The sequence below is a fragment of the Microbulbifer maximicatervae (SeqCode) genome (assembly GCF_052467325.1).
The window spans coordinates 4,307,310-4,326,062 of sequence record NZ_CP174310.1 but is presented as its reverse complement, the minus strand read 5'-3'; the positions used below and the strand labels follow the sequence as shown (position 1 = coordinate 4,326,062).

Sequence of the window (18,753 nt, the reverse complement as noted above, 5' to 3'; positions counted from 1 at the left end):
AGCCAATTTTAACCCACTTTATATGGGTTTTCGGCAACTTTCTTCAGGGCGAATTATGGCTAAACTTCTTCTCCTTCACGGCCCCAACCTAAATCTTTTAGGCAGTCGCGAACCGCACATCTACGGGTCTACCACCCTGGCGGATATCAATGAAGCCGCCGAGCGCCAGTGCGACGCCGCCGGCCACGAACTGGAAGCCCTGCAGAGCAATAGTGAATCAGCCCTGCTCGAACGAATCCACCTGGCGGCGACCAGTGGGGTCGACTTTATCGTGATCAATCCCGCTGCGTTCACCCATACCAGTGTCGCCTTGCGCGACGCCCTGGCAGCCGTTGCCATCCCGTTTATTGAGCTTCACCTGTCCAATCCCCATGCCAGGGAAGCTTTCCGACACCATTCCTATCTTTCTGACCTTGCCTGCGGCGTAATCTGTGGCTTTGGCGCCAACAGCTACACCCTGGCCTTACAGGCAGCCATCCACCAATTGGATGCCACACCTGCACAACAATGAATCAAACTGCGAGTAAATAACTATGGATATCCGCAAAATTAAAAAATTGATTGAGCTGCTCGAAGAATCGGATATCGGCGAGCTGGAAATCAAAGAAGGCGAAGAGTCCGTGCGCATCAGTCGCGGCGTCAGCAGCGCAGCCCAACCCGTTGCACCGATTTACAGCGCGCCTCCCGCACCGGTTGCCGCCCCCGCTGCTCCGGCGCCCAGCGCTCCTGCTGCCCCAGCTGAAAAAGAGTCCAAGCCGGCTATCAGCGGACACGCGGTAAAATCCCCGATGGTAGGCACCTATTACGCTGCCCCCAGCCCTGGCGCCGAGGCCTTCGTGAAAGTGGGCCAGCAGGTCAAAGTTGGCGATGTTGTGTGCATCGTCGAAGCGATGAAAATGATGAACCAGATCGAAGCCGACAAGGCCGGTACCATTGAGTCGATCCTGCTGGAGGACGGCCAACCGGTTGAGTTTGACCAGCCCCTCGTGACCATCGTCTGAGTGGGGTAAGTCACAATGTTCGACAAAATCCTAATCGCCAACCGCGGCGAAATCGCATTGCGGATTTTGCGCGCCTGTAAAGAGATGGGCATCGCCACTGTGGCGGTGCACTCTTTGGTAGACCGCAATCTCAAGCATGTACGCCTGGCCGACGAATCTGTATGTATCGGCCCCAACCCATCCCCGCAGAGCTACCTAAATGTGCCGGCCCTGATCTCCGCCATGGAAATCACCGACGCAGTAGCCGTGCACCCCGGCTATGGCTTTCTCGCAGAGAACGCGGACTTCGCCGAACAGGTGCAAAAGAGCGGCTTTACCTTTATTGGCCCTGATCCGGATGTAATCCGCCTGATGGGTGACAAGGTGTCTGCAATTGCCGCCATGAAAAAGGCTGGCGTTCCCACCGTTCCAGGCTCTGACGGCCCGCTGCCCGATAATAGCGAGCGCTGCATGGAGATCGGCCGCAGCATCGGTTATCCGGTCATCATTAAAGCTGCCGCCGGTGGCGGTGGTCGCGGCATGCGCGTGGTGGAAAAGGAAGAGGAGCTGGTGAACGCGATTGCCGTGACCAAGTCCGAAGCCCAAGCGGCCTTCGGTGACGGCACCGTCTACATGGAAAAATTCCTGCAGAATCCCCGCCATGTTGAGATCCAGGTAATGGCCGATGGCCAGGGCAACGCCATCCATCTGGGCGATCGCGACTGCTCCCTGCAGCGCCGCCATCAAAAAGTTTTGGAAGAAGCCCCAGCTCCGGGTATTCCCGATGAGGTGCGCGAGCAGGTACATGAGTCCTGTGTACAAGCCTGTATCGATATCGGCTATCGCGGCGCGGGTACTTTTGAATTCCTGTATGAAAATGAGCGCTTCTACTTTATCGAAATGAACACCCGTATCCAGGTGGAGCACCCCGTTACCGAAATGGTAACCGGTGTCGACCTGATCAAAGAGCAGATTCGGGTTTGTGCCGGTGAGAAGCTATCCCTGAAGCAGGAAGATATCGTAATCAAAGGTCACGCCTTTGAATGCCGTATCAATGCCGAAGATCCGCAGACCTTCTTCCCCAGCCCCGGCAAGGTAAACAACTTCCATATGCCTGGCGGCCTGGGTGTGCGGGTCGACTCCCATCTCTACTCCGGATACTCGGTACCCCCCAACTACGATTCCATGATCGCCAAGCTAATCACCCATGCGGAAGATCGCGAAACCGCGTTGGCGCGTATGCGTGTGGCCCTGTCGGAACTGGTAGTGGACGGCATCAAAACCAATATTCCCCTACAGGAAGAGTTGGTACGAGATGAAAACTTTGCCAAGGGTGGGGTCAATATCCACTACCTGGAGAAGAAGTTAGGTCTTTAAGCGCTCGCCAGCCGGGGCAAAGTTAGCGAGAATTGCGGCAAACATTACGACACTGAACCTTGCCAAGGATGGCGTGGCAACCGTCGTTATCTGGTGCGGCCCAGCCGCAACAATGCCGTAAATATCGCTATAACAATTCCGGAATAATTATGCCCTGGCTACAACTCCGCGTGGACACCGACCGTGATCACGCGGAAAAAATCGAAGACGCACTGCTTTTTGCCGGTGCCGTATCTGTCACCCTGCAAGACAACGCTGACCAACCGATCCTTGAGCCCGGACTCGGAGAGGTGCCCCTATGGGAGCAAACACGGGTCACCGGGTTGTTCGATGCGGAAGTCGACACCGCGGTTACCGAGGCAAAAGCAGCGTCCTTCCTATGCGAATTGTTGCCCAATGCCCGCTGGGAGCAACTTGAGGACAAGGATTGGGAGCGGGAGTGGATGACCCACTACAAACCCATCCAGTGCGGCCCCAATTTGTGGATCTGCCCCAGCTGGTGTGAGCCACCACAACCGGACGCCGTGAACCTGCTGCTCGATCCGGGCCTAGCCTTCGGCACTGGCACGCACCCAACTACTTTCCTATGTCTGCAATGGTTAGCACAGCAGGAGCTTGCAGGTAAGAGTGCCATCGACTTCGGTTGCGGCTCGGGTATTCTGGGGATTAGCGCACTTCTACTGGGAGCAGAGCGAGTTCTCGGCACCGATATCGATCCCCAGGCATTGCTCGCCAGCCGCGACAATGCCCAGCGCAACGACATAGACCCCGAGCGCTTCCCGGTCTACCTGCCAGAACAAATGCCGAGCGAAGCCGCCGATGTCATGTTGGCCAATATCCTCGCCGGTCCCCTGGTAGAACTCGCCCCTCAATTGATACAACTCACTCAATTGGGCGGAAAAATCTGCCTGTCCGGCATCCTCAGTTCCCAGGCAGAGCAGGTGAAAAATGCTTACAGCGAATGGATTGAGTTCGATTCTGACGGCGAACACGAGGGATGGGTCAGACTGACGGGCAAGCGGGTGCGCTAAATGCGCTCCCGAGCACTACGCGGGACCCCTTTGGGCTGATAAACTTGGCTGCTAAATAAACTGCGCTCTAGTCGAATGTCTCAACTGGTAACCCGCTGCCCTCATTGCAGCACATCATTTCATATTAATGACCAGCAACTGCGCGCTGCCCGCGGCGCCGTTCGCTGTGGGTCTTGCCTGCAGGTGTTTCGCGCAGACGAAAATATCGTTTTCTCAGAAAGTGATAGCGAGAGCCGCAATGATTTGGAGGCTTTGCTAGAAGACGATGACTTCCTGATCCACGACGATATCGAGCTCGACGAGGACGAACCCGCCACCCCGCCATCTCCACCAGCTGTAGATCAAACTGCCGGTCGGGAGAGTGCAACCAATGAGGGGGCACCTGACAGCGCGCCCAAATCTGAACCAAAAGAATATAGTGCAGCAGCGCAGGAATTAATTGGTGACGCCTTTGGCGACCATGAGTGGCAGGAGCTGGAAACATCTCGCACCGAAGAGGAAGCGGAACCCGAAGAGGACCTGGATAAAATCCTCAAGCCGGACTGGGAAGAACTTCCTGATTTTGATTCTGACCCTTCGCCCGAGTACAACGGCCAACCTGAAGTACCGGAGTTTGAAAATTCTAGCTCCCTCGCTGAGGAACCGTCCTGGGACAACAATGAGCCTGCAGTATCAACCGAGTCTGTAGATACACCTCCCCCCACTGAGGAAAGCCGCCAGGAGCCTTACTTCGGTGGCGAATCTACCACTGCTGAAGAGCCGCAGCGGGAGCAATTGATCTCAGCCATCCAGCCCGCGCCTGTGGAGATGTCGTGGGGAGTCCCCAAAAAGAAACGCACAGCCTCTCCCTGGCTGTGGCGTGCATTGATTCCCCTATCGATCCTCGGCATAGTGATTCAGGTTGCATACTTCCAGTTCGATAGCCTCAGCCGCAAACAGCCCTGGCGCGACTTCTATGCTGCCGCCTGCCCACTATTCGGCTGCACCTTACTCCAACTAAAAGATACCCGGGCGATCCAGGCCACAAACTTAATGGTGCGCACCCACCCGCAGCTGCAGGGCGCCCTGGTAGTGGATGCAGTGCTGCTAAATACTGCCCCCTACGCGCAACCCTTCCCCAACCTGTTACTGAACTTCAGCGACCTGAAGGACAAGGCTGTGGCCAGTCGCCGGTTTACCCCGGACGAGTACCTACAGGGGGAGTTGGCCGGACGCAAACTAATGCCCCAGAACAGCCCCATTCATATCGCTATTGAGGTGGTTGACCCCGGTGCAGAAGCGGTAAACTACGAGCTGAACATCACTCACTGAGCGCACACAAGCACCCCGGCTGAGTTTTTAGCAAAGGGGACTTGGCGCCATAAACAACCAAACCTGCGCATTCAGCAGGCTAAATGAACAGTGATCGATCAAATTGCCCGCTTTTTCGCTTTGCCATTAACGGGCCAGCCGCTATCATAGGCGGCTGTTTTGCCGGGGCACAGATTGCCCTTCCTACAGCCCAAATGGAGCTACCGTGTCTACTGCCATTGGCCCCTATATTATCGACAACCCGGTAATTCTGGCGCCCATGGCCGGTGTCACCGACCGCCCCTTCCGCCAGTTGTGCCGAGAACTCGGCGCCGGATTGGTGGTTTCGGAGATGGTGACCTCGGACACTCGCCTGTGGAACAGCCGCAAGTCCCGCTTGCGCCTGGATCACGGTGGCGAAGCGGCGCCCATATCGGTGCAGATCGCCGGCGGTGATCCTGAGATGATGGCGGAAGCCGCTCGGGAGAATGCTCGTCGCGGTGCGCAAATCATCGATATTAATATGGGTTGCCCGGCAAAAAAGGTGTGTAAGAAAGCAGCGGGCTCCGCCCTGCTGCGGGATGAAAAGCTGGTAGCGGATATTCTTCAAGCCGTGGTCCAGTCTGTTTCCGTCCCGGTGACGCTGAAGATCCGCACCGGCTGGTGCCCGGATTCCCGCAATGGCGTCACTGTAGCCAAAATGGCCGAGGATTCCGGGATCGCTGCACTGGCGGTTCACGGTCGCACTCGCGCCTGTGGCTACCACGGACAGGCTGAATTCGATACCATTGCCGAAATTGTATCCAGGGTAAAAATCCCGGTTTTTGCCAATGGCGACATCTGCAGTGCTGAGAGAGCCCGAGAGGTGCTCGATTACACTGGCGCATCGGCGGTCATGATTGGCCGTGCAGCACAGGGACGACCATGGATTTTTCGGGAAATAGCCCACTATCTCGCCACTGGCGAGCGGCTACCCGAACCGACATTGGATGAAGTCAGGAATATTTTGCTCGCCCATTTGGGCGAACTACACCGATTCTACGGTGAAGTGATGGGGGTCCGTATCGCTCGCAAACATGTGGGCTGGTACTTGAAGACGCTCGCGGATAGCGAGTCCTTCCGCAAGACCTTTTTCCAAATAGAGAGTGCAGAAGTACAACATGCCAGCGTTCACGAGTGGTTTGAACGCCGAATAACGAGAGGGGCACAAGCGGCATGAACAACGAAGTATTAATTCCGGATACTGGCAATGAAGAAGTATCCTCCAGGGGACAGACTCAACTGGCACAGCCACAGCAGCAGTCCCTGCGCGATGCCGTCGAGCACGCAATGGAGAACTACTTCCGCCACCTGGATGGCCAGATGGTAACCGATGTCTACGACATGGTGCTGTCGGAGATCGAAGCGCCCATGCTCGAAGTGGTGATGAAATACACCCGTCACAACCAGACCCGCGCCGCGCAATTACTAGGTCTCAACCGTGGCACCCTGCGCAAGAAGCTGAAGCGCTACGGCCTGCTGTAAGCTTCCCACCGAGCGAAATTTTGAAGGGGGATGAGGTAACTCATCCCCCTTCGCTATTTTCCCGGCAGCGTTTTTGTTGCCACAGTGGACAACCGCTAAAACCCTTTAAACATCCTTTTCGAAAACCAGTTGGATCAAGTGCAATGACAGACAAGGTTTCCATCCGCCGCGCTCTAATTAGTGTCTCTGACAAGAGTGGCATTGTAGAGTTCGCTCAACAGCTCTCCGCAATGGGGGTTGAGATTCTTTCCACCGGCGGAACCCACCGCCAGCTCAAGGAAGCGGGTATTCCCGTGGTAGAAGTTTCCGACTACACCGGCTTCCCCGAAATGATGGACGGCCGTGTCAAAACTCTGCACCCGAAAGTACACGGTGGCATTCTCGGGCGCCGTGGTACCGATGATGCCATCATGGGCGAGCACGGTATCACCCCGATCGATATGGTGGTGGTTAACCTTTACCCCTTCGCTCAAACCGTTGCCAAGCCCTACTGTTCCCTCGAAGACGCTATCGAGAACATCGATATCGGCGGCCCTACCATGGTTCGCGCTGCCGCCAAGAACCACAAAGATGTCACTATCGTGGTCAATGCCAGCGATTACGGCAATATCATCGAGGAGATGAAAGCTAACGATGGTGCCCTGAGCCACACCAGCCGCTTTGATCTGGCGGTAAAAGCCTTCGAGCACACTGCGGGCTACGACGGCGCTATTGCCAATTACCTGGGCGCCATTAAAGGCGAAGAAAAGCAGCTGTTCCCGCGCACCTACAACAGCCAATTTATCAAGAAACTGGACCTGCGCTACGGTGAGAACCCGCACCAGAAATCCGCTTTCTATACCGAAGCCAACCCAGCTGAGGCCAGTATTTCCACTGCCACCCAGCTGCAGGGCAAAGAGCTGTCCTACAACAATATCGCCGATACCGATGCCGCGCTGGAGTGCGTTAAGTCCTTCGAGCAACCCGCTTGCGTGATCGTTAAACACGCCAATCCCTGTGGTGTGGCAATTGCTGAAGATATTCATAAGGCCTACGACCTGGCTTTCGCTACCGACAGCGAATCCGCCTTTGGCGGTATCATCGCCTTCAACCGGGAACTCGATGGCGCCACTGCCCGCGCTATCGTCGAGCGACAGTTTGTTGAAGTCATCATCGCACCGTCAGTCTCCGAAGAGGCCAAACAGGCCGTTGCCGAGAAGAAGAACCTGCGCCTGCTGGTATGCGGCCAGTGGAGCAGCGAGCGCACCCCGGCACTGGACTACAAGCGCGTTAATGGCGGCCTGCTGGTTCAGGACCGCGACGACGGCCTGATCACCGCTGCCGACCTGAAAGTGGTCTCCAAGCGCCAGCCCACTGAAGAGGAAATCCGCGATCTGCTGTTTACCTGGAAAGTGGCCAAGTTCGTAAAATCCAATGCCATCGTATACGGCAAAGAGGGTCGCACTGTGGGTGTGGGCGCAGGCCAGATGAGCCGCGTAAACTCCGCGCGTATCGCCGCGATCAAGGCCGAGCACGCCGGCCTCGCCGTTGCAGGATCCGTTATGGCTTCCGATGCCTTCTTCCCCTTCCGCGACGGCATCGATAATGCTGCCGCTGTGGGAATCCAGGCGGTCATCCAGCCCGGCGGCTCCATGCGCGATGAAGAAGTGATCGCCGCAGCGGACGAGCACAATATGGCCATGGTATTTACCGGTATGCGCCACTTCCGCCACTAAGATCGTGCGCCCGCAAATGCTTACTGTTGCGGGCTATGATCAACGGGCTGGGAAGTATCGATGCTTCCCAGCCCGCACAAATCATTTGAATCCAGGGGCGAGACTCAGGCCCCAGAATCAATTCCACGTTAAACTAGCACACCTATAACCTGTGCAATGGACCGGATCGGTCGACTTAGGGGGATTTAAGAATGAACGTATTGGTTATCGGATCAGGTGGCCGCGAGCACGCCCTGGCGTGGAAAGCAGCGCAAAACCCAAATGTCGGCACCGTTTATGTTGCCCCAGGCAACGCCGGCACTGCCCGCGAACCCAAGCTGGAAAATATCGCAATCGGTGTGGATAACTTCGCCGCCCTGGCAGATTTCGCCGAGGAAAACGGCGTAGAGCTAACGATTGTCGGCCCGGAAGCACCGCTGGTAGAAGGTGTTGTCGATTTCTTTAATGCCCGTGGCCTCGCCATTTTTGGCCCCAGCAAAGGCGCCTCCCAACTGGAAGGCTCCAAAGCCTTTACTAAAGACTTCCTCGAGCGCCACAAGATCCCCACCGCTGCCTACCGCAATTTCACCGAAGTGGAGCCGGCGGTTGCCTACATTCGCGAGCGCGGTGCGCCCATCGTAGTTAAAGCTGACGGCTTGGCTGCGGGCAAGGGTGTAATCGTTGCCGAAACCGAAGAGCAGGCTGAGCTCGCCGTACGCGATATGCTGTCTGGAAACGCCTTTGGTGAAGCCGGCTGCCGCGTGGTTATCGAGGAGTTTCTCCAGGGTGAGGAAGCGAGCTTTATCGTGATGGTGGATGGTGAAAACATCCTGCCGATGGCCACCAGCCAGGATCACAAGCGCGTTGGCGATGGCGATACCGGCCCCAATACTGGCGGTATGGGTGCCTATTCCCCGGCACCGGTAGTGACCGACACCATTTACCAGCGCATCATGCAAGAGGTAATCGAACCCACCGTTAAAGGTCTCGCTTCTGAGGGTACGCCCTATACCGGTTTCCTTTACGCCGGTCTGATGATCGACAGCGACGGTACTCCGAAGGTTATCGAGTACAACTGCCGCTTTGGCGATCCGGAAACCCAGCCAATTATGATTCGCCTGAAGTCGGACCTGGTCGACCTGTGCATGGCCGCTCTGGACAAGAAGCTGGACACTGTCACTGCTGAGTGGGACCCCCGCCCAGCCCTGGGTGTGGTACTTGCCGCACACGGTTATCCCGGCAGCTACCGCAAGGGCGACGCCATCAGCGGCCTGGACAAAGCAGACAGTGACAACGCCAAGGTCTTCCACGCCGGTACCGCACTGGATGGTGAGCGCGTAGTCACCAATGGTGGCCGGGTGCTGTGCGCTACAGCATTAGGGGATACCGTCGCTGAAGCTCAGGAAAATGCCTATGAATCAGCTCGGGCTATCTACTGGGACGGCGTGTTCTTCCGGAAAGATATCGGCTACCGCGCTGTCCAAAGAGAAAAGGTTTCTGCAGAGCAGCAGGACTAACAGCTGGCATCGGCGGCCGCTCATCAGCGGTCGCCTCCCACAGGGAGCAGAATACTATGAGTAAACGCAGCCTCAGCGGACTCGATCGCCTGTTAATTCAAGCGGATCGGGCTCTGCGCACCCTGAGTCCCGGCGAACCCTGCCACGGCCGGGCATCCCCGGCGAAGGGTGAAGCCGAGACAGACCTCACCGACAGCGAACGCAAACATGCCGCTGGCCTTATGCGGGTCAACCATAGCGGTGAAGTCTGCGCCCAGGCGCTCTACCAGGGCCAGGCCCTGACCGCCAAGCTGCCCGAGGTGCGGGGGGAAATGGAGCGCGCTGCCGATGAGGAGATCGACCATCTGGCCTGGTGTGAACAACGCTTGAAGGAATTGGACAGCCGCCCCAGCCTACTCAACCCGCTGTGGTATGGCATGTCCTTTGGGCTCGGCGCCGCCGCCGGGAAAATCAGCGACCGAATCAGCCTCGGTTTTGTGGCCGCTACGGAAGACCAGGTGTGTAAACATCTTGAGAGCCACCTCGAAAAGCTTCCCGCCGACGACAAGAGAAGCCGTGCCGTAGTGGAACAGATGTTAATTGACGAAGACGAACACGCCCACGCCGCACTGGCCGCCGGTGGTGCCCGCTTCCCCGCTCCGGTAAAAGGAGTGATGTCTCTGGTATCCAAAGTAATGACTTCAGCCAGTTATAAAATCTGACCGTTACTCTTCACTCACTAAAACGACTTGGATTTTAGGGAGGTTACGCCCAGTATCCTCCCTTTCCTCCCGGCTAATTTCCTTTCAAGCTTCTTCAACGCTGTAGCTGTGCACAATCTCGACGCCCGCATTGCGCAACATGATGGAGCCTGAGCAGTATTTCTCTGCGGAGAGTTCCACTGCACGGGCAACATGGGATTCCTTCAATCCACGACCGCGCACTACAAACTTCATTTCAATTCGCTCAAACGGCGATGGGGTTGTATCCGGGCGCACACCTTCCAGTTCACAATGACAGGAAATAATGTCTTGTCTCGCCTTCTGTAAAATACTCACCACATCGTAAGCCGCGCAGCCACCGACGCCCAGCAAAATCATTTCCATCGGGCGCACACCATTATTTGTGCGGCCGCCTTCCATCACTACCGAATTACCACTGCCGGCTTCACCGACAAAGGTTAAATCATTTACCCAGGTTACTTTCCCCTGCATCACTCCACTCCCATTAAAACTTCAGCGGCGAAGCTTAGCATATTGGCGAAGTCTATCCCGGCACCTGTATGTTTCCGGTATAGTGTCTGGTACGCCTCCGCGCGAAAGCCGAATGACGCATGATCAAATGCTTTTTCTATGAACGCATCGTGGTTTATGAAGTCCAAGCGACCCAGTGCCATAGTGTCACAGGTCACACTGCGGAACTTTGCCGCGGTCAGCCCCTGTTGGGGATTTTGTTTTCGCGCGATAATTCAATAGTGCTCAGCTGCTAAAGCCGGGATAGAGCACAAGACAAAAAATGAGGAATAAATCCGTGACGGTTGCTATCGAAGACCCCATGACTATCGGCAATATTGAAGACTTTCTGGCCCACTGCCACCGGCGTCGCTACCCGGCCAAGAGCACAATTATCTATGCTGGCGACCGCTGTGAATCCCTTTATTTCATTATGCGCGGTTCCGTTACTGTTCTGATTGAGGACGATGAAGGCCGCGAAATGATCGTTGCCTACCTCAACGACGGGGACTTTTTCGGTGAGATGGGCCTGTTCGATCAGGACACCCGCAGTGCCTGGGTCCGCACCAAAACCGAGTGTGAGGTGGCAGAAATCTCCTACACCAAGTTCCAAGAACTCACTCGCCAGCACCCAGAGTTTCTTTTTGCCCTGGCCACCCAAATGGCAGGCCGCCTGCGCAACACCACGCGCAAAGTTGGTGATCTCGCCTTCCTAGATGTCACCGGGCGTGTTGCTCGCACCCTGCTCGACCTCTGCAATGAGCCGGATGCAATGACTCACCCCGAGGGCATGCAAATAAAAATCACCCGCCAGGAAATTGGCCGTATCGTCGGCTGCTCCCGGGAAATGGTGGGCCGCGTATTAAAAACCCTGGAAGAACAGGGCCTGGTTTCCGTTAAAGGTAAAACCATGGTGGTGTACGGTACCCGCTAGTAACCGAATAAATACACCGCATAAAAAAAGGGCGATTTTTATATCGCCCTTTTTTATTTCTACTACTGGAGTAAGCGGTCAGTTAAACATTTCCATCAGTTTCCTGCCCGGCTCCTCCTCCCGCATAAAGGCCTCTCCCACCAGGAAAGCATTGACGTTATGACCGCGCATCGCCGCAACATCATCTGTGGTATGAATACCACTTTCCGTGACCACAAGACGGTCTTTGGGGATCAAGTCCAGTAACTTAAAGGTATTTTCCAGCTGCACATCGAAAGTGTGCAGATTGCGATTATTGATGCCGATTAAGCGGTTAGGTAATGCCAGGGCCCTCTCCAACTCCTTGTGGTTGTGCACTTCCACCAAGACATCCAAACCCAACTCCAAAGCGAGCCCGTTGAGATCCGCCATCTGTGGATCTTCCAGGCAGGCTGCAATCAGCAAAATACAGTCGGCCCCAATCGCGCGAGCTTCATAGATTTGGTAGGGATCAACGGTAAAGTCCTTGCGCAGCACCGGTAGGCGTACGGCATCTCGGGCCTGCTGCAAGTAATTATCTGCGCCCTGAAAAAAGTCGACATCGGTTAGTACTGACAGACAAGCCGCGCCACCTTTTTCATAGCTGGTAGCAATTTCTGCAGGAAGGAAATCCTCGCGAATCACGCCTTTACTGGGAGAGGCTTTTTTAATTTCGGCAATTACTGCAGCCTCACCAGTGGAAATCTTGCGATCCACTGCATCGACAAAGCCTCTCGCCGGTTCCTGATCCCGGGCGCGAAGGCGAACTTCGTCGGTGGAGCACTCTGCCTTGCGCTCAGCAACCTCTTGCCACTTGCGCTCGACAATTGTTTTTAAAATGGTCGGTGTACTCACGATTGAATTTCCTCTGGGCGAAACGCACTGGTAAACGCGGCAAGATCGTTAATTTTCTCTCCGGCGAGACCGCTGTCGATAGCATCTTGTGCCATAGCGACACCTTGCTCTGCAGAGTGCGCAACGCCGCTGACATAAATTGCCAGGCCTGCGTTAAGCGCAATAATATCCGCGGCTTTTTGCCCCGCCTCAGTATTGCGCTTACCCAGCGCATCGCGAATCAGGGCCAGGGAGTCCTCGGAACCAGAAACACTAAGATCAGAGAGGTCACGGCGCTGCAAGCCAAAGTCTTCAGGCTTGAGGGTATATTCCTGCAAGGCACCATCCTTTAATTCCACAGCAAAGGTATCCGCAGCAATACTGGCTTCATCGAGCCCGTCTTCACTATGTAAAACCAGCACATGCTCTGAACCGAGCTTTTGCAAAACTTCAGCCAACAGGCGGCAGTAGCGCTTGTCATACACACCGATTACTTTGCGCTTTACTCCCGCCGGATTTGTCATCGGCCCGAGTAAATTGAAGATGGTACGCAGTCCCAGCGCCTTCCGCGATGGGCCAACGTGGCGCATCGCATTGTGAAAGCTGGGCGCAAACATAAAGCCAATACCGATAGTCTCTACGCAACGCGCCATCTGTGAAGGGCTCAATTCTAAAAATACGCCGGCGTGCTCAAGCAGGTCCGCAGAACCACTACTGGACGACACCGAGCGATTGCCATGCTTGGCTACCTTAGCTCCGGCAGCAGCTGCCACAAAGCTGCTCGCACTGGACACGTTAAACAGATTGGCGCCATCACCGCCGGTGCCGACAATATCAACCGTGTTTTCCAGATCGAGCTCAACCTTTATCGCCAGCTCACGCATGGTTTCCACAGCGCCGACAATTTCATCGACTGTCTCCCCGCGAATGCGCAGTGCGATAAGGAGTGCGCCTATCTGTGACTCCAGCGCTTCGCCACACATAATCTGGCTCACGGTTTCGCGCATTTCTTCACGAGTAAGGTGTTCGCCATCCACCAGTTTGGCAATGGCCTGTTGAATATTCATTTTTCCCCCTTTGCCCCGCTCTGCTTATTGATTCTGGCGGGGCCTGCCCGCCGCGCACTTGTTCTCCGGTCCTCAAGACTCGATAAAGTTTCTCAACATATCGTGACCGTGCATGGTGAGAATCGACTCAGGATGAAATTGCACCCCTTCTACCGCTAATTCCCGGTGCTTCACGCCCATGATCTCGTCAATTTCACCATCCTCTGTCTCAGTCCAGGCGGTGATCTCCAGGCATTCCGGTAAACTGCTTTTCTCCACTACCAGTGAGTGATAGCGAGTCGCCTCAAATGGGTTGGACAAACCGTGGAACACCCCCAAGTTGTTGTGCACTATAGGGGATGTTTTGCCGTGCATAACCTGCCGGGCACGAACTACCCTGCCACCGAAGACCTGTCCAATACTCTGGTGCCCCAGACAAATACCCAAAATAGGGATACTGCCGGCAAAGCGGCGAATGGTATCGAGAGAAATACCCGCCTCATTGGGGGTACAGGGACCCGGCGAAATCACAATTTTCTCTGGCGCCATTGCCTCGATTTCTTCCAGGGTAATTTCGTCGTTGCGTTTTACCACCACTTTTGCACCCAGCTCTTCCAGGTACTGCACTACATTCCAGGTAAAGGAGTCGTAGTTATCGATCATTAAAATCATTGTGCGGCCCCCTTAGCCTCTGGTTGATAAGTGGATTCTTCCATTCTTTTTTGCAGGTGTGCGAGAGAGGCCTGAGTCAATTTTGGGGAAATATTAACTTCGCTCATCTTGCTCGACCTTTACAGAGTCACCACTTTTGGCCAGCGCCATACCGGCGGCACGGAAAAGCGCACGGGCCTTATTCATCGTTTCATTCCACTCTGATTGCGGGTCGGAATCCGCTACCAACCCGGCCCCCGCCTGTACATACAGTTGGCCATTCTTGATAACCGCTGTACGAATGGCTATAGCGGTATCCATGTTGCCATTCCACGCCAAATAACCCACTGCACCACCATAGATGCCGCGTTTCTCGGGCTCCAGCTCATCAATAATTTCCATTGCTCGAATCTTCGGCGCGCCCGACAAAGTACCGGCAGGCAGTGCCGCACGCAGTGCATCCATTGCAGTGAGGCCCGGCTTTAACTGGCCGACAACATTGGAGGTAATATGCATCACGTGGGAATAACGCTCGACAAACATTTGGTCAGTGACTCTGACGCTACCAGTATCAGCCACTCGGCCTATATCGTTGCGCCCCAGATCTATAAGCATCAGGTGCTCAGCGAGCTCTTTCGGATCTGCCAATAACTCCTTCTCCAGGGCCAAATCTTCCTCTTCAGAGGCTCCCCGGTGACGGGTTCCTGCCAGGGGGCGTACAGTCATCTCCCCCTCCTCCAGGTGTACCAAAATTTCTGGACTGGAGCCCACCACATGGTGGTCACCGAGGTCGAGAAAATACATGTACGGCGACGGATTCAAACTGCGCAGGGCACGGTAAAAGTTTAGTGGCGGCGCCTCAAAAGGCGCAGACAGGCGCTGGGAGGGCACCACCTGCATCACATCGCCAGCAAGCACATACTCCTTAACCCGGTCTACAGCTCGCTTGAAGTTCTCTTCACCGAAGTGGGAGTGGAATTCACTCTCATCAATGCCGCGACCATGCAAATCGAGGGGTACCGTATCTGGTAGCGGTTGTGCCAACTGGTTTACCAGTTGATCCAAGCGCTGCTGAGATTTTTCATAGGCAGCCTCTTCATTGGCATCAGCATGGACAATCAAAATTACCGCACCGGCGAGATTATCAAAAACCACCAGTTCATCGCTGACCATCAAAAGAATATCCGGATTACCCAAGGTATCCGGCGGCGCACTGGCCGCAAGGCGTGGTTCGATATAGCGCACGCAATCGTAGCCAAAATAGCCCACTAGACCACCGTTGAAACGTGGTAGATCCTCTAACTCAGGCACCTTATAGCGCTGCTGAAACTGCTCAACAAACGCCAGGGGGTCTGAAGCGCTGTGGCTCTCTACAACCTCTCCATCAGTTTCCACGGTGATATCTGTGCCCTTAACCCTGAGCAGGGTTCGCGCCGGCAAGCCAATAATGGAATAGCGTCCCCACTTTTCTCCGCCCTGAACCGATTCCAGCAAGTAGCTGTAGCGGCCTCCGGCCAGTTTCAAATAGGTGGACAGTGGCGTTTCAATATCTGCCAGCACACGCCTTACCAGGGGGATACGGTTATAACCCTCAGACGCAAGTTGAGCGTATTCAGTAGGGGTCATGGAGACTCCGATCAATTTTTCATTCTTTACGATTGGCGCCAGAGTATAAGCAGCGCCCACGGGAAAGGTGCCTCAATCGCCAAACTCGATTGGGCCTCAGCTGGTCAGTGGCGCCATCGCCAACTGTTTGTCAGGGAGAAAGAGTGGTTCACGGAAATTCCCTCAGTGCAGGCGCACAAGTTAACAAATCCCGTCTATGGCGGGCAAGAGATTGCCCGCCAGTTTTGTAAATTAAGCCAAACTCTTACGCATAGCTGCAATCACTTCAGCGTAGTCTGGGGTATTGAATATGGCAGACCCAGCGACAAAGGTATCTGCTCCAGCTGCAGCAATTTCGGCAATATTGTCGCGATTCACACCGCCGTCGATCTCAAGGCGAATATCAAACCCAGACTCATCAATCAACTTGCGGGCTTCTTTTAACTTGGTCAGGGTATTGGGGATAAACTTCTGCCCTCCAAAGCCCGGGTTCACCGACATCAGCAGAATCATATCCAGCTTATCCATTACATACTTGGCCGCATCGAGGCCACTGGCTGGATTGAACACCAGCCCGGCTTTACAGCCGAGACTGCGAATCAATTGAAGGGAGCGGTCCGGGTGACGAGAGGCTTCTGGGTGGAACGTAATATAGGTAGCTCCGGCATCGGCGAACATGCGAATCATTTCATCCACCGGCTCCACCATCAGGTGCACATCAATCGGAGCCTCAACACCGTGTTTGCGCAGGGCCTGGCATACCATAGGGCCAATCGTGAGATTTGGCACATAGTGATTGTCCATCACATCAAAATGCACCCAGTCCGCTCCGGCTGCCAACACATTGTCCACTTCTTCACCCAAACGTGCGAAATCTGCGGAGAGAATAGAGGGGGCGATCTTGTAATCTGACATCAAAATATCCTTTGGTAACTCAACTTTCGCCAGTCAGTCGGCGATCTAAATTTTCCAGGCGCTCGGGGGTTCCCACATCGCACCAGTCCCCCTCATAGAGTTCAGCTTGTAGCTTATCCTCATTAAAGGTGAACACTTCCCCAAGCCCGAAGCATTCGCGGCGCTTAGGGTATTCGGTGAGGGTTTCAGCTCGCAGCCAGCTAATACCTGCAAAGGTATAGCGGGGCTTGGCTGTACCCGACAGCAAGCCACCCTCTATGCCAAAATCTCCATCGGGGTTATGGGGAGGATTGGGGACCATCAAAAGGCGCCCAGGGCAAGACTCCGGCAGCGACCTCTCAATCCACTGCGACAAGTCATAGTCACACCAGACATCACCATTAACCACTAGAAACGATGAATCGCCGATCAGTGGCAGCGCCTTGAGAATCCCACCGGCAGTTTCCAGTGGCTCCTCCTCATGCTCGACGGAGTAGTGAATATCCACCCCCCAGCGGGAACCAGAACCGAGCTGTTGACGAATTTTGGGTCCCAAGTAGCCCAGGTTAATCACGACCTTTTGCACACCAATAGCTGCCAAGCGCTCAATTGCATATTCAATCAGGGGCTTACCGGCAATCGGCAACAGAGGCTTTGGAGTTTGGTCCGTCAGTGGGCGCATACGGCGCCCAAAACCTGCTGCCAATACCATGGCAGTCAAAGGGGAATTCTCTTTGGGTTTGCTCATTAAATTAATCTGTACAGTTTTCGTACGGCCTACTTTGGCTGGTCACCGGCACAGCGGTGATCGGAGTACCAGGGCAGAGGCTCTATCTGCGGCAGCAGGGTGCCGCTGAACCAATCAGTAAACGGCTTCAGCTCTGGGTAGCGCTCAGCGGTTTCCAAAACATAGCGAATCACCAACGGCAGGTGCTGCAAGTATCCCTGCTTTCCATCACGCAGACTGAGGCGTGGGAACAGACCCAGCACTTTAATATGACGCTGTAACCCCATCCAGTCGAACCAACGAAGATAAAGTTGTGGGTCCACAGGCTGCATAACGCCCGCAGCTTCAGCGGTCGCGGCATAAGCCAGCACCCATCGCTCTACCCGCTCGCGGGGCCAGCGGATATAGCAATCCCTAAGCAAAGACACCAGATCGTAGGTAGCAGGCCCCCACACCGCATCCTGAAAATCGACAATCCCGGGCCGCTCTCCGTCGCGAATCATCAGATTGCGGCTGTGATAGTCCCGATGAACAATAGTGTGGGGCTGCTCTTCAGCACTGTTGAGCAATAACTCAAAGGTTTGCTCCAGTAGCTTTTCTTCTTGCTGATCGAGTTGATGTCCGAGTAATTCTCGCACCAGCCACTCGGGCATAACCCGCATTTCCTTCAAAAGCAGTTCACGGCTATAAGCTGGGAACAGTTGTTCCTCAAAAGGGATCTGTTGAAGGCATAAAAGTTCACTCATTACCTCTGCATAGAGTCCTTCAACACTCTCGTCATCGAGCACACTATAGAGCTGGGTATCCCCGAGGTCCTCCAGTAACAAATAACCTTCCGCAGTATCTGCTGCTACCACCATCGGTGTGTGAATACCATTGCGACGCAAGTAATCGGCCAGAGCCACAAATCGAGCGGGATTGGTCAACTCGGGAGGCGTGTCCACGGCTATCAGTGGCGGCTCGGTTCGAGTACGAAAATAGCGACGAAACCCGGCATCTCCAGCCAAGCTCGACAAATCAGCCGGAGTACCCATATCCAGGGCCACACCAACCCACTCACTCAATGCGCTGCATCGGGGATCGGAGTCGATCTCGCACCCTTGCTCAACTTCACCGCTCGATCTTAAACTCATTTCATGACTTCCAACTGTTTCTAGCTGCATTTTAACCCTGAGCCTCCCTGCGTCCAGAGACGCCACTGTTAATTCTCGGAAGTCCTACTTTGCCTTACACAAAAGCAGAACACGAGTCCCAGGTAATTTGTGTTTCAGGGTCGAATTTCCACCCGTAGCATTACGGCTCCAGTACGGCTATTAACCACTTCTACATTCAAGTAGAATCGGGCGATGATTTTGCGCGCCCCGGCTCGAAAGCTGTCGCACGTATCTATCGATAAAGAAACACTAAAAGATAGCTGGAA

At 54.9% G+C, this 18,753-nt stretch carries 19 protein-coding genes; 11 read left to right on the top strand and 8 right to left on the bottom strand.

The annotated features are described in order from the left end of the window. The first annotated feature begins 55 nt into the window (after positions 1-55). The 10 genes from aroQ to coq7 all read left to right on the top strand — a co-directional run bounded on the left by aroQ (position 56) and on the right by coq7 (position 10,114). Positions 56-511 carry a type II 3-dehydroquinate dehydratase gene (aroQ, locus tag ACJJIE_RS19305; RefSeq protein ID WP_413664258.1) on the top strand — a complete coding sequence of 152 codons (456 nt, stop codon included), beginning with the start codon at positions 56-58 and terminating at the stop codon, positions 509-511. A gap of 22 nt (positions 512-533) precedes the next feature. Continuing rightward, positions 534-1,001: an acetyl-CoA carboxylase biotin carboxyl carrier protein gene (gene accB / locus ACJJIE_RS19300; protein ID WP_282934436.1), complete on the top strand. Its 468-nt coding sequence runs from the start codon at positions 534-536 to the stop codon at positions 999-1,001. 15 nt (positions 1,002-1,016) lie between these two features. Continuing rightward, positions 1,017-2,357: an acetyl-CoA carboxylase biotin carboxylase subunit gene (accC, locus tag ACJJIE_RS19295; RefSeq protein WP_413664257.1), complete on the top strand. Its 1,341-nt coding sequence runs from the start codon at positions 1,017-1,019 to the stop codon at positions 2,355-2,357. Between the two features lie 149 nt (positions 2,358-2,506). Continuing rightward, positions 2,507-3,388: a 50S ribosomal protein L11 methyltransferase gene (prmA, locus tag ACJJIE_RS19290; RefSeq protein ID WP_444892697.1), complete on the top strand. Its 882-nt coding sequence runs from the start codon at positions 2,507-2,509 to the stop codon at positions 3,386-3,388. Between the two features lie 75 nt (positions 3,389-3,463). Beyond that, positions 3,464-4,699 (top strand): DUF3426 domain-containing protein, encoded by a 1,236-nt coding sequence (locus tag ACJJIE_RS19285; RefSeq protein WP_444892696.1) that lies wholly within the window; start codon positions 3,464-3,466, stop codon positions 4,697-4,699. Positions 4,700-4,904: 205 nt separating this feature from the next. Next, positions 4,905-5,897 (top strand): tRNA dihydrouridine synthase DusB, encoded by a 993-nt coding sequence (gene dusB / locus ACJJIE_RS19280; protein WP_444892695.1) that lies wholly within the window; start codon positions 4,905-4,907, stop codon positions 5,895-5,897. Further along, complete coding sequence (gene fis, locus ACJJIE_RS19275) at positions 5,894-6,202, top strand: DNA-binding transcriptional regulator Fis (RefSeq protein ID WP_020411495.1); 309 nt, start codon at positions 5,894-5,896, stop codon at positions 6,200-6,202. The genes dusB and fis overlap by 4 nt, the downstream gene beginning before the upstream one ends. A 143-nt stretch (positions 6,203-6,345) precedes the next feature. Beyond that, positions 6,346-7,917 (top strand): bifunctional phosphoribosylaminoimidazolecarboxamide formyltransferase/IMP cyclohydrolase, encoded by a 1,572-nt coding sequence (gene purH, locus ACJJIE_RS19270; RefSeq protein WP_444892694.1) that lies wholly within the window; start codon positions 6,346-6,348, stop codon positions 7,915-7,917. Between the two features lie 191 nt (positions 7,918-8,108). After that, positions 8,109-9,413 (top strand): phosphoribosylamine--glycine ligase, encoded by a 1,305-nt coding sequence (gene purD, locus ACJJIE_RS19265; protein ID WP_444892693.1) that lies wholly within the window; start codon positions 8,109-8,111, stop codon positions 9,411-9,413. A gap of 56 nt (positions 9,414-9,469) precedes the next feature. Further along, on the top strand, positions 9,470-10,114 hold the full coding sequence (gene coq7 / locus ACJJIE_RS19260) for a 2-polyprenyl-3-methyl-6-methoxy-1,4-benzoquinone monooxygenase (protein WP_108731610.1): 645 nt from the start codon (positions 9,470-9,472) through the stop codon (positions 10,112-10,114). Between the two features lie 84 nt (positions 10,115-10,198). On the opposite strand, the gene ACJJIE_RS19255 is transcribed toward coq7, so the two are convergent. Next, positions 10,199-10,606, bottom strand: coding sequence for an OsmC family protein (locus ACJJIE_RS19255; RefSeq protein WP_282934442.1), 408 nt, complete (start codon positions 10,604-10,606; stop codon positions 10,199-10,201). Positions 10,607-10,907: 301 nt separating this feature from the next. On the opposite strand from ACJJIE_RS19255, the gene crp reads away from it, so the two are divergent. Next, a complete protein-coding gene (crp, locus tag ACJJIE_RS19250; protein ID WP_051089460.1) occupies positions 10,908-11,558 on the top strand; it encodes a cAMP-activated global transcriptional regulator CRP in 651 nt (216 codons plus the stop codon). 78 nt (positions 11,559-11,636) lie between these two features. Here crp and trpC read toward each other — a convergent pair whose 3' ends face one another. The 7 genes from trpC to ACJJIE_RS19215 all read right to left on the bottom strand — a co-directional run bounded on the left by trpC (position 11,637) and on the right by ACJJIE_RS19215 (position 18,466). Then, on the bottom strand, positions 11,637-12,434 hold the full coding sequence (gene trpC, locus ACJJIE_RS19245) for an indole-3-glycerol phosphate synthase TrpC (RefSeq protein WP_444894788.1): 798 nt from the start codon (positions 12,432-12,434) through the stop codon (positions 11,637-11,639). After that, entirely contained in the window at positions 12,428-13,477 is a 1,050-nt protein-coding gene (trpD, locus tag ACJJIE_RS19240) for an anthranilate phosphoribosyltransferase (protein WP_282934443.1), read from the bottom strand. Before trpD ends, trpC begins: the two co-directional genes overlap by 7 nt. 72 nt (positions 13,478-13,549) lie before the next feature. Beyond that, positions 13,550-14,128: an anthranilate synthase component II gene (locus ACJJIE_RS19235; RefSeq protein WP_282934444.1), complete on the bottom strand. Its 579-nt coding sequence runs from the start codon at positions 14,126-14,128 to the stop codon at positions 13,550-13,552. A gap of 93 nt (positions 14,129-14,221) precedes the next feature. Continuing rightward, positions 14,222-15,733, bottom strand: a complete 1,512-nt coding sequence (gene trpE, locus ACJJIE_RS19230) for an anthranilate synthase component I (protein ID WP_444892692.1) — start codon at positions 15,731-15,733, stop codon at positions 14,222-14,224. Positions 15,734-15,964: 231 nt separating this feature from the next. Next, on the bottom strand, positions 15,965-16,627 hold the full coding sequence (gene rpe / locus ACJJIE_RS19225) for a ribulose-phosphate 3-epimerase (RefSeq protein WP_444892691.1): 663 nt from the start codon (positions 16,625-16,627) through the stop codon (positions 15,965-15,967). A gap of 19 nt (positions 16,628-16,646) precedes the next feature. Continuing rightward, on the bottom strand, positions 16,647-17,354 hold the full coding sequence (locus ACJJIE_RS19220) for a nucleotidyltransferase family protein (protein WP_444892690.1): 708 nt from the start codon (positions 17,352-17,354) through the stop codon (positions 16,647-16,649). A 29-nt stretch (positions 17,355-17,383) separates the two neighbouring features. Next, positions 17,384-18,466 (bottom strand): aminoglycoside phosphotransferase family protein, encoded by a 1,083-nt coding sequence (locus ACJJIE_RS19215; protein WP_444892689.1) that lies wholly within the window; start codon positions 18,464-18,466, stop codon positions 17,384-17,386. Positions 18,467-18,753 lie beyond the last annotated feature (287 nt).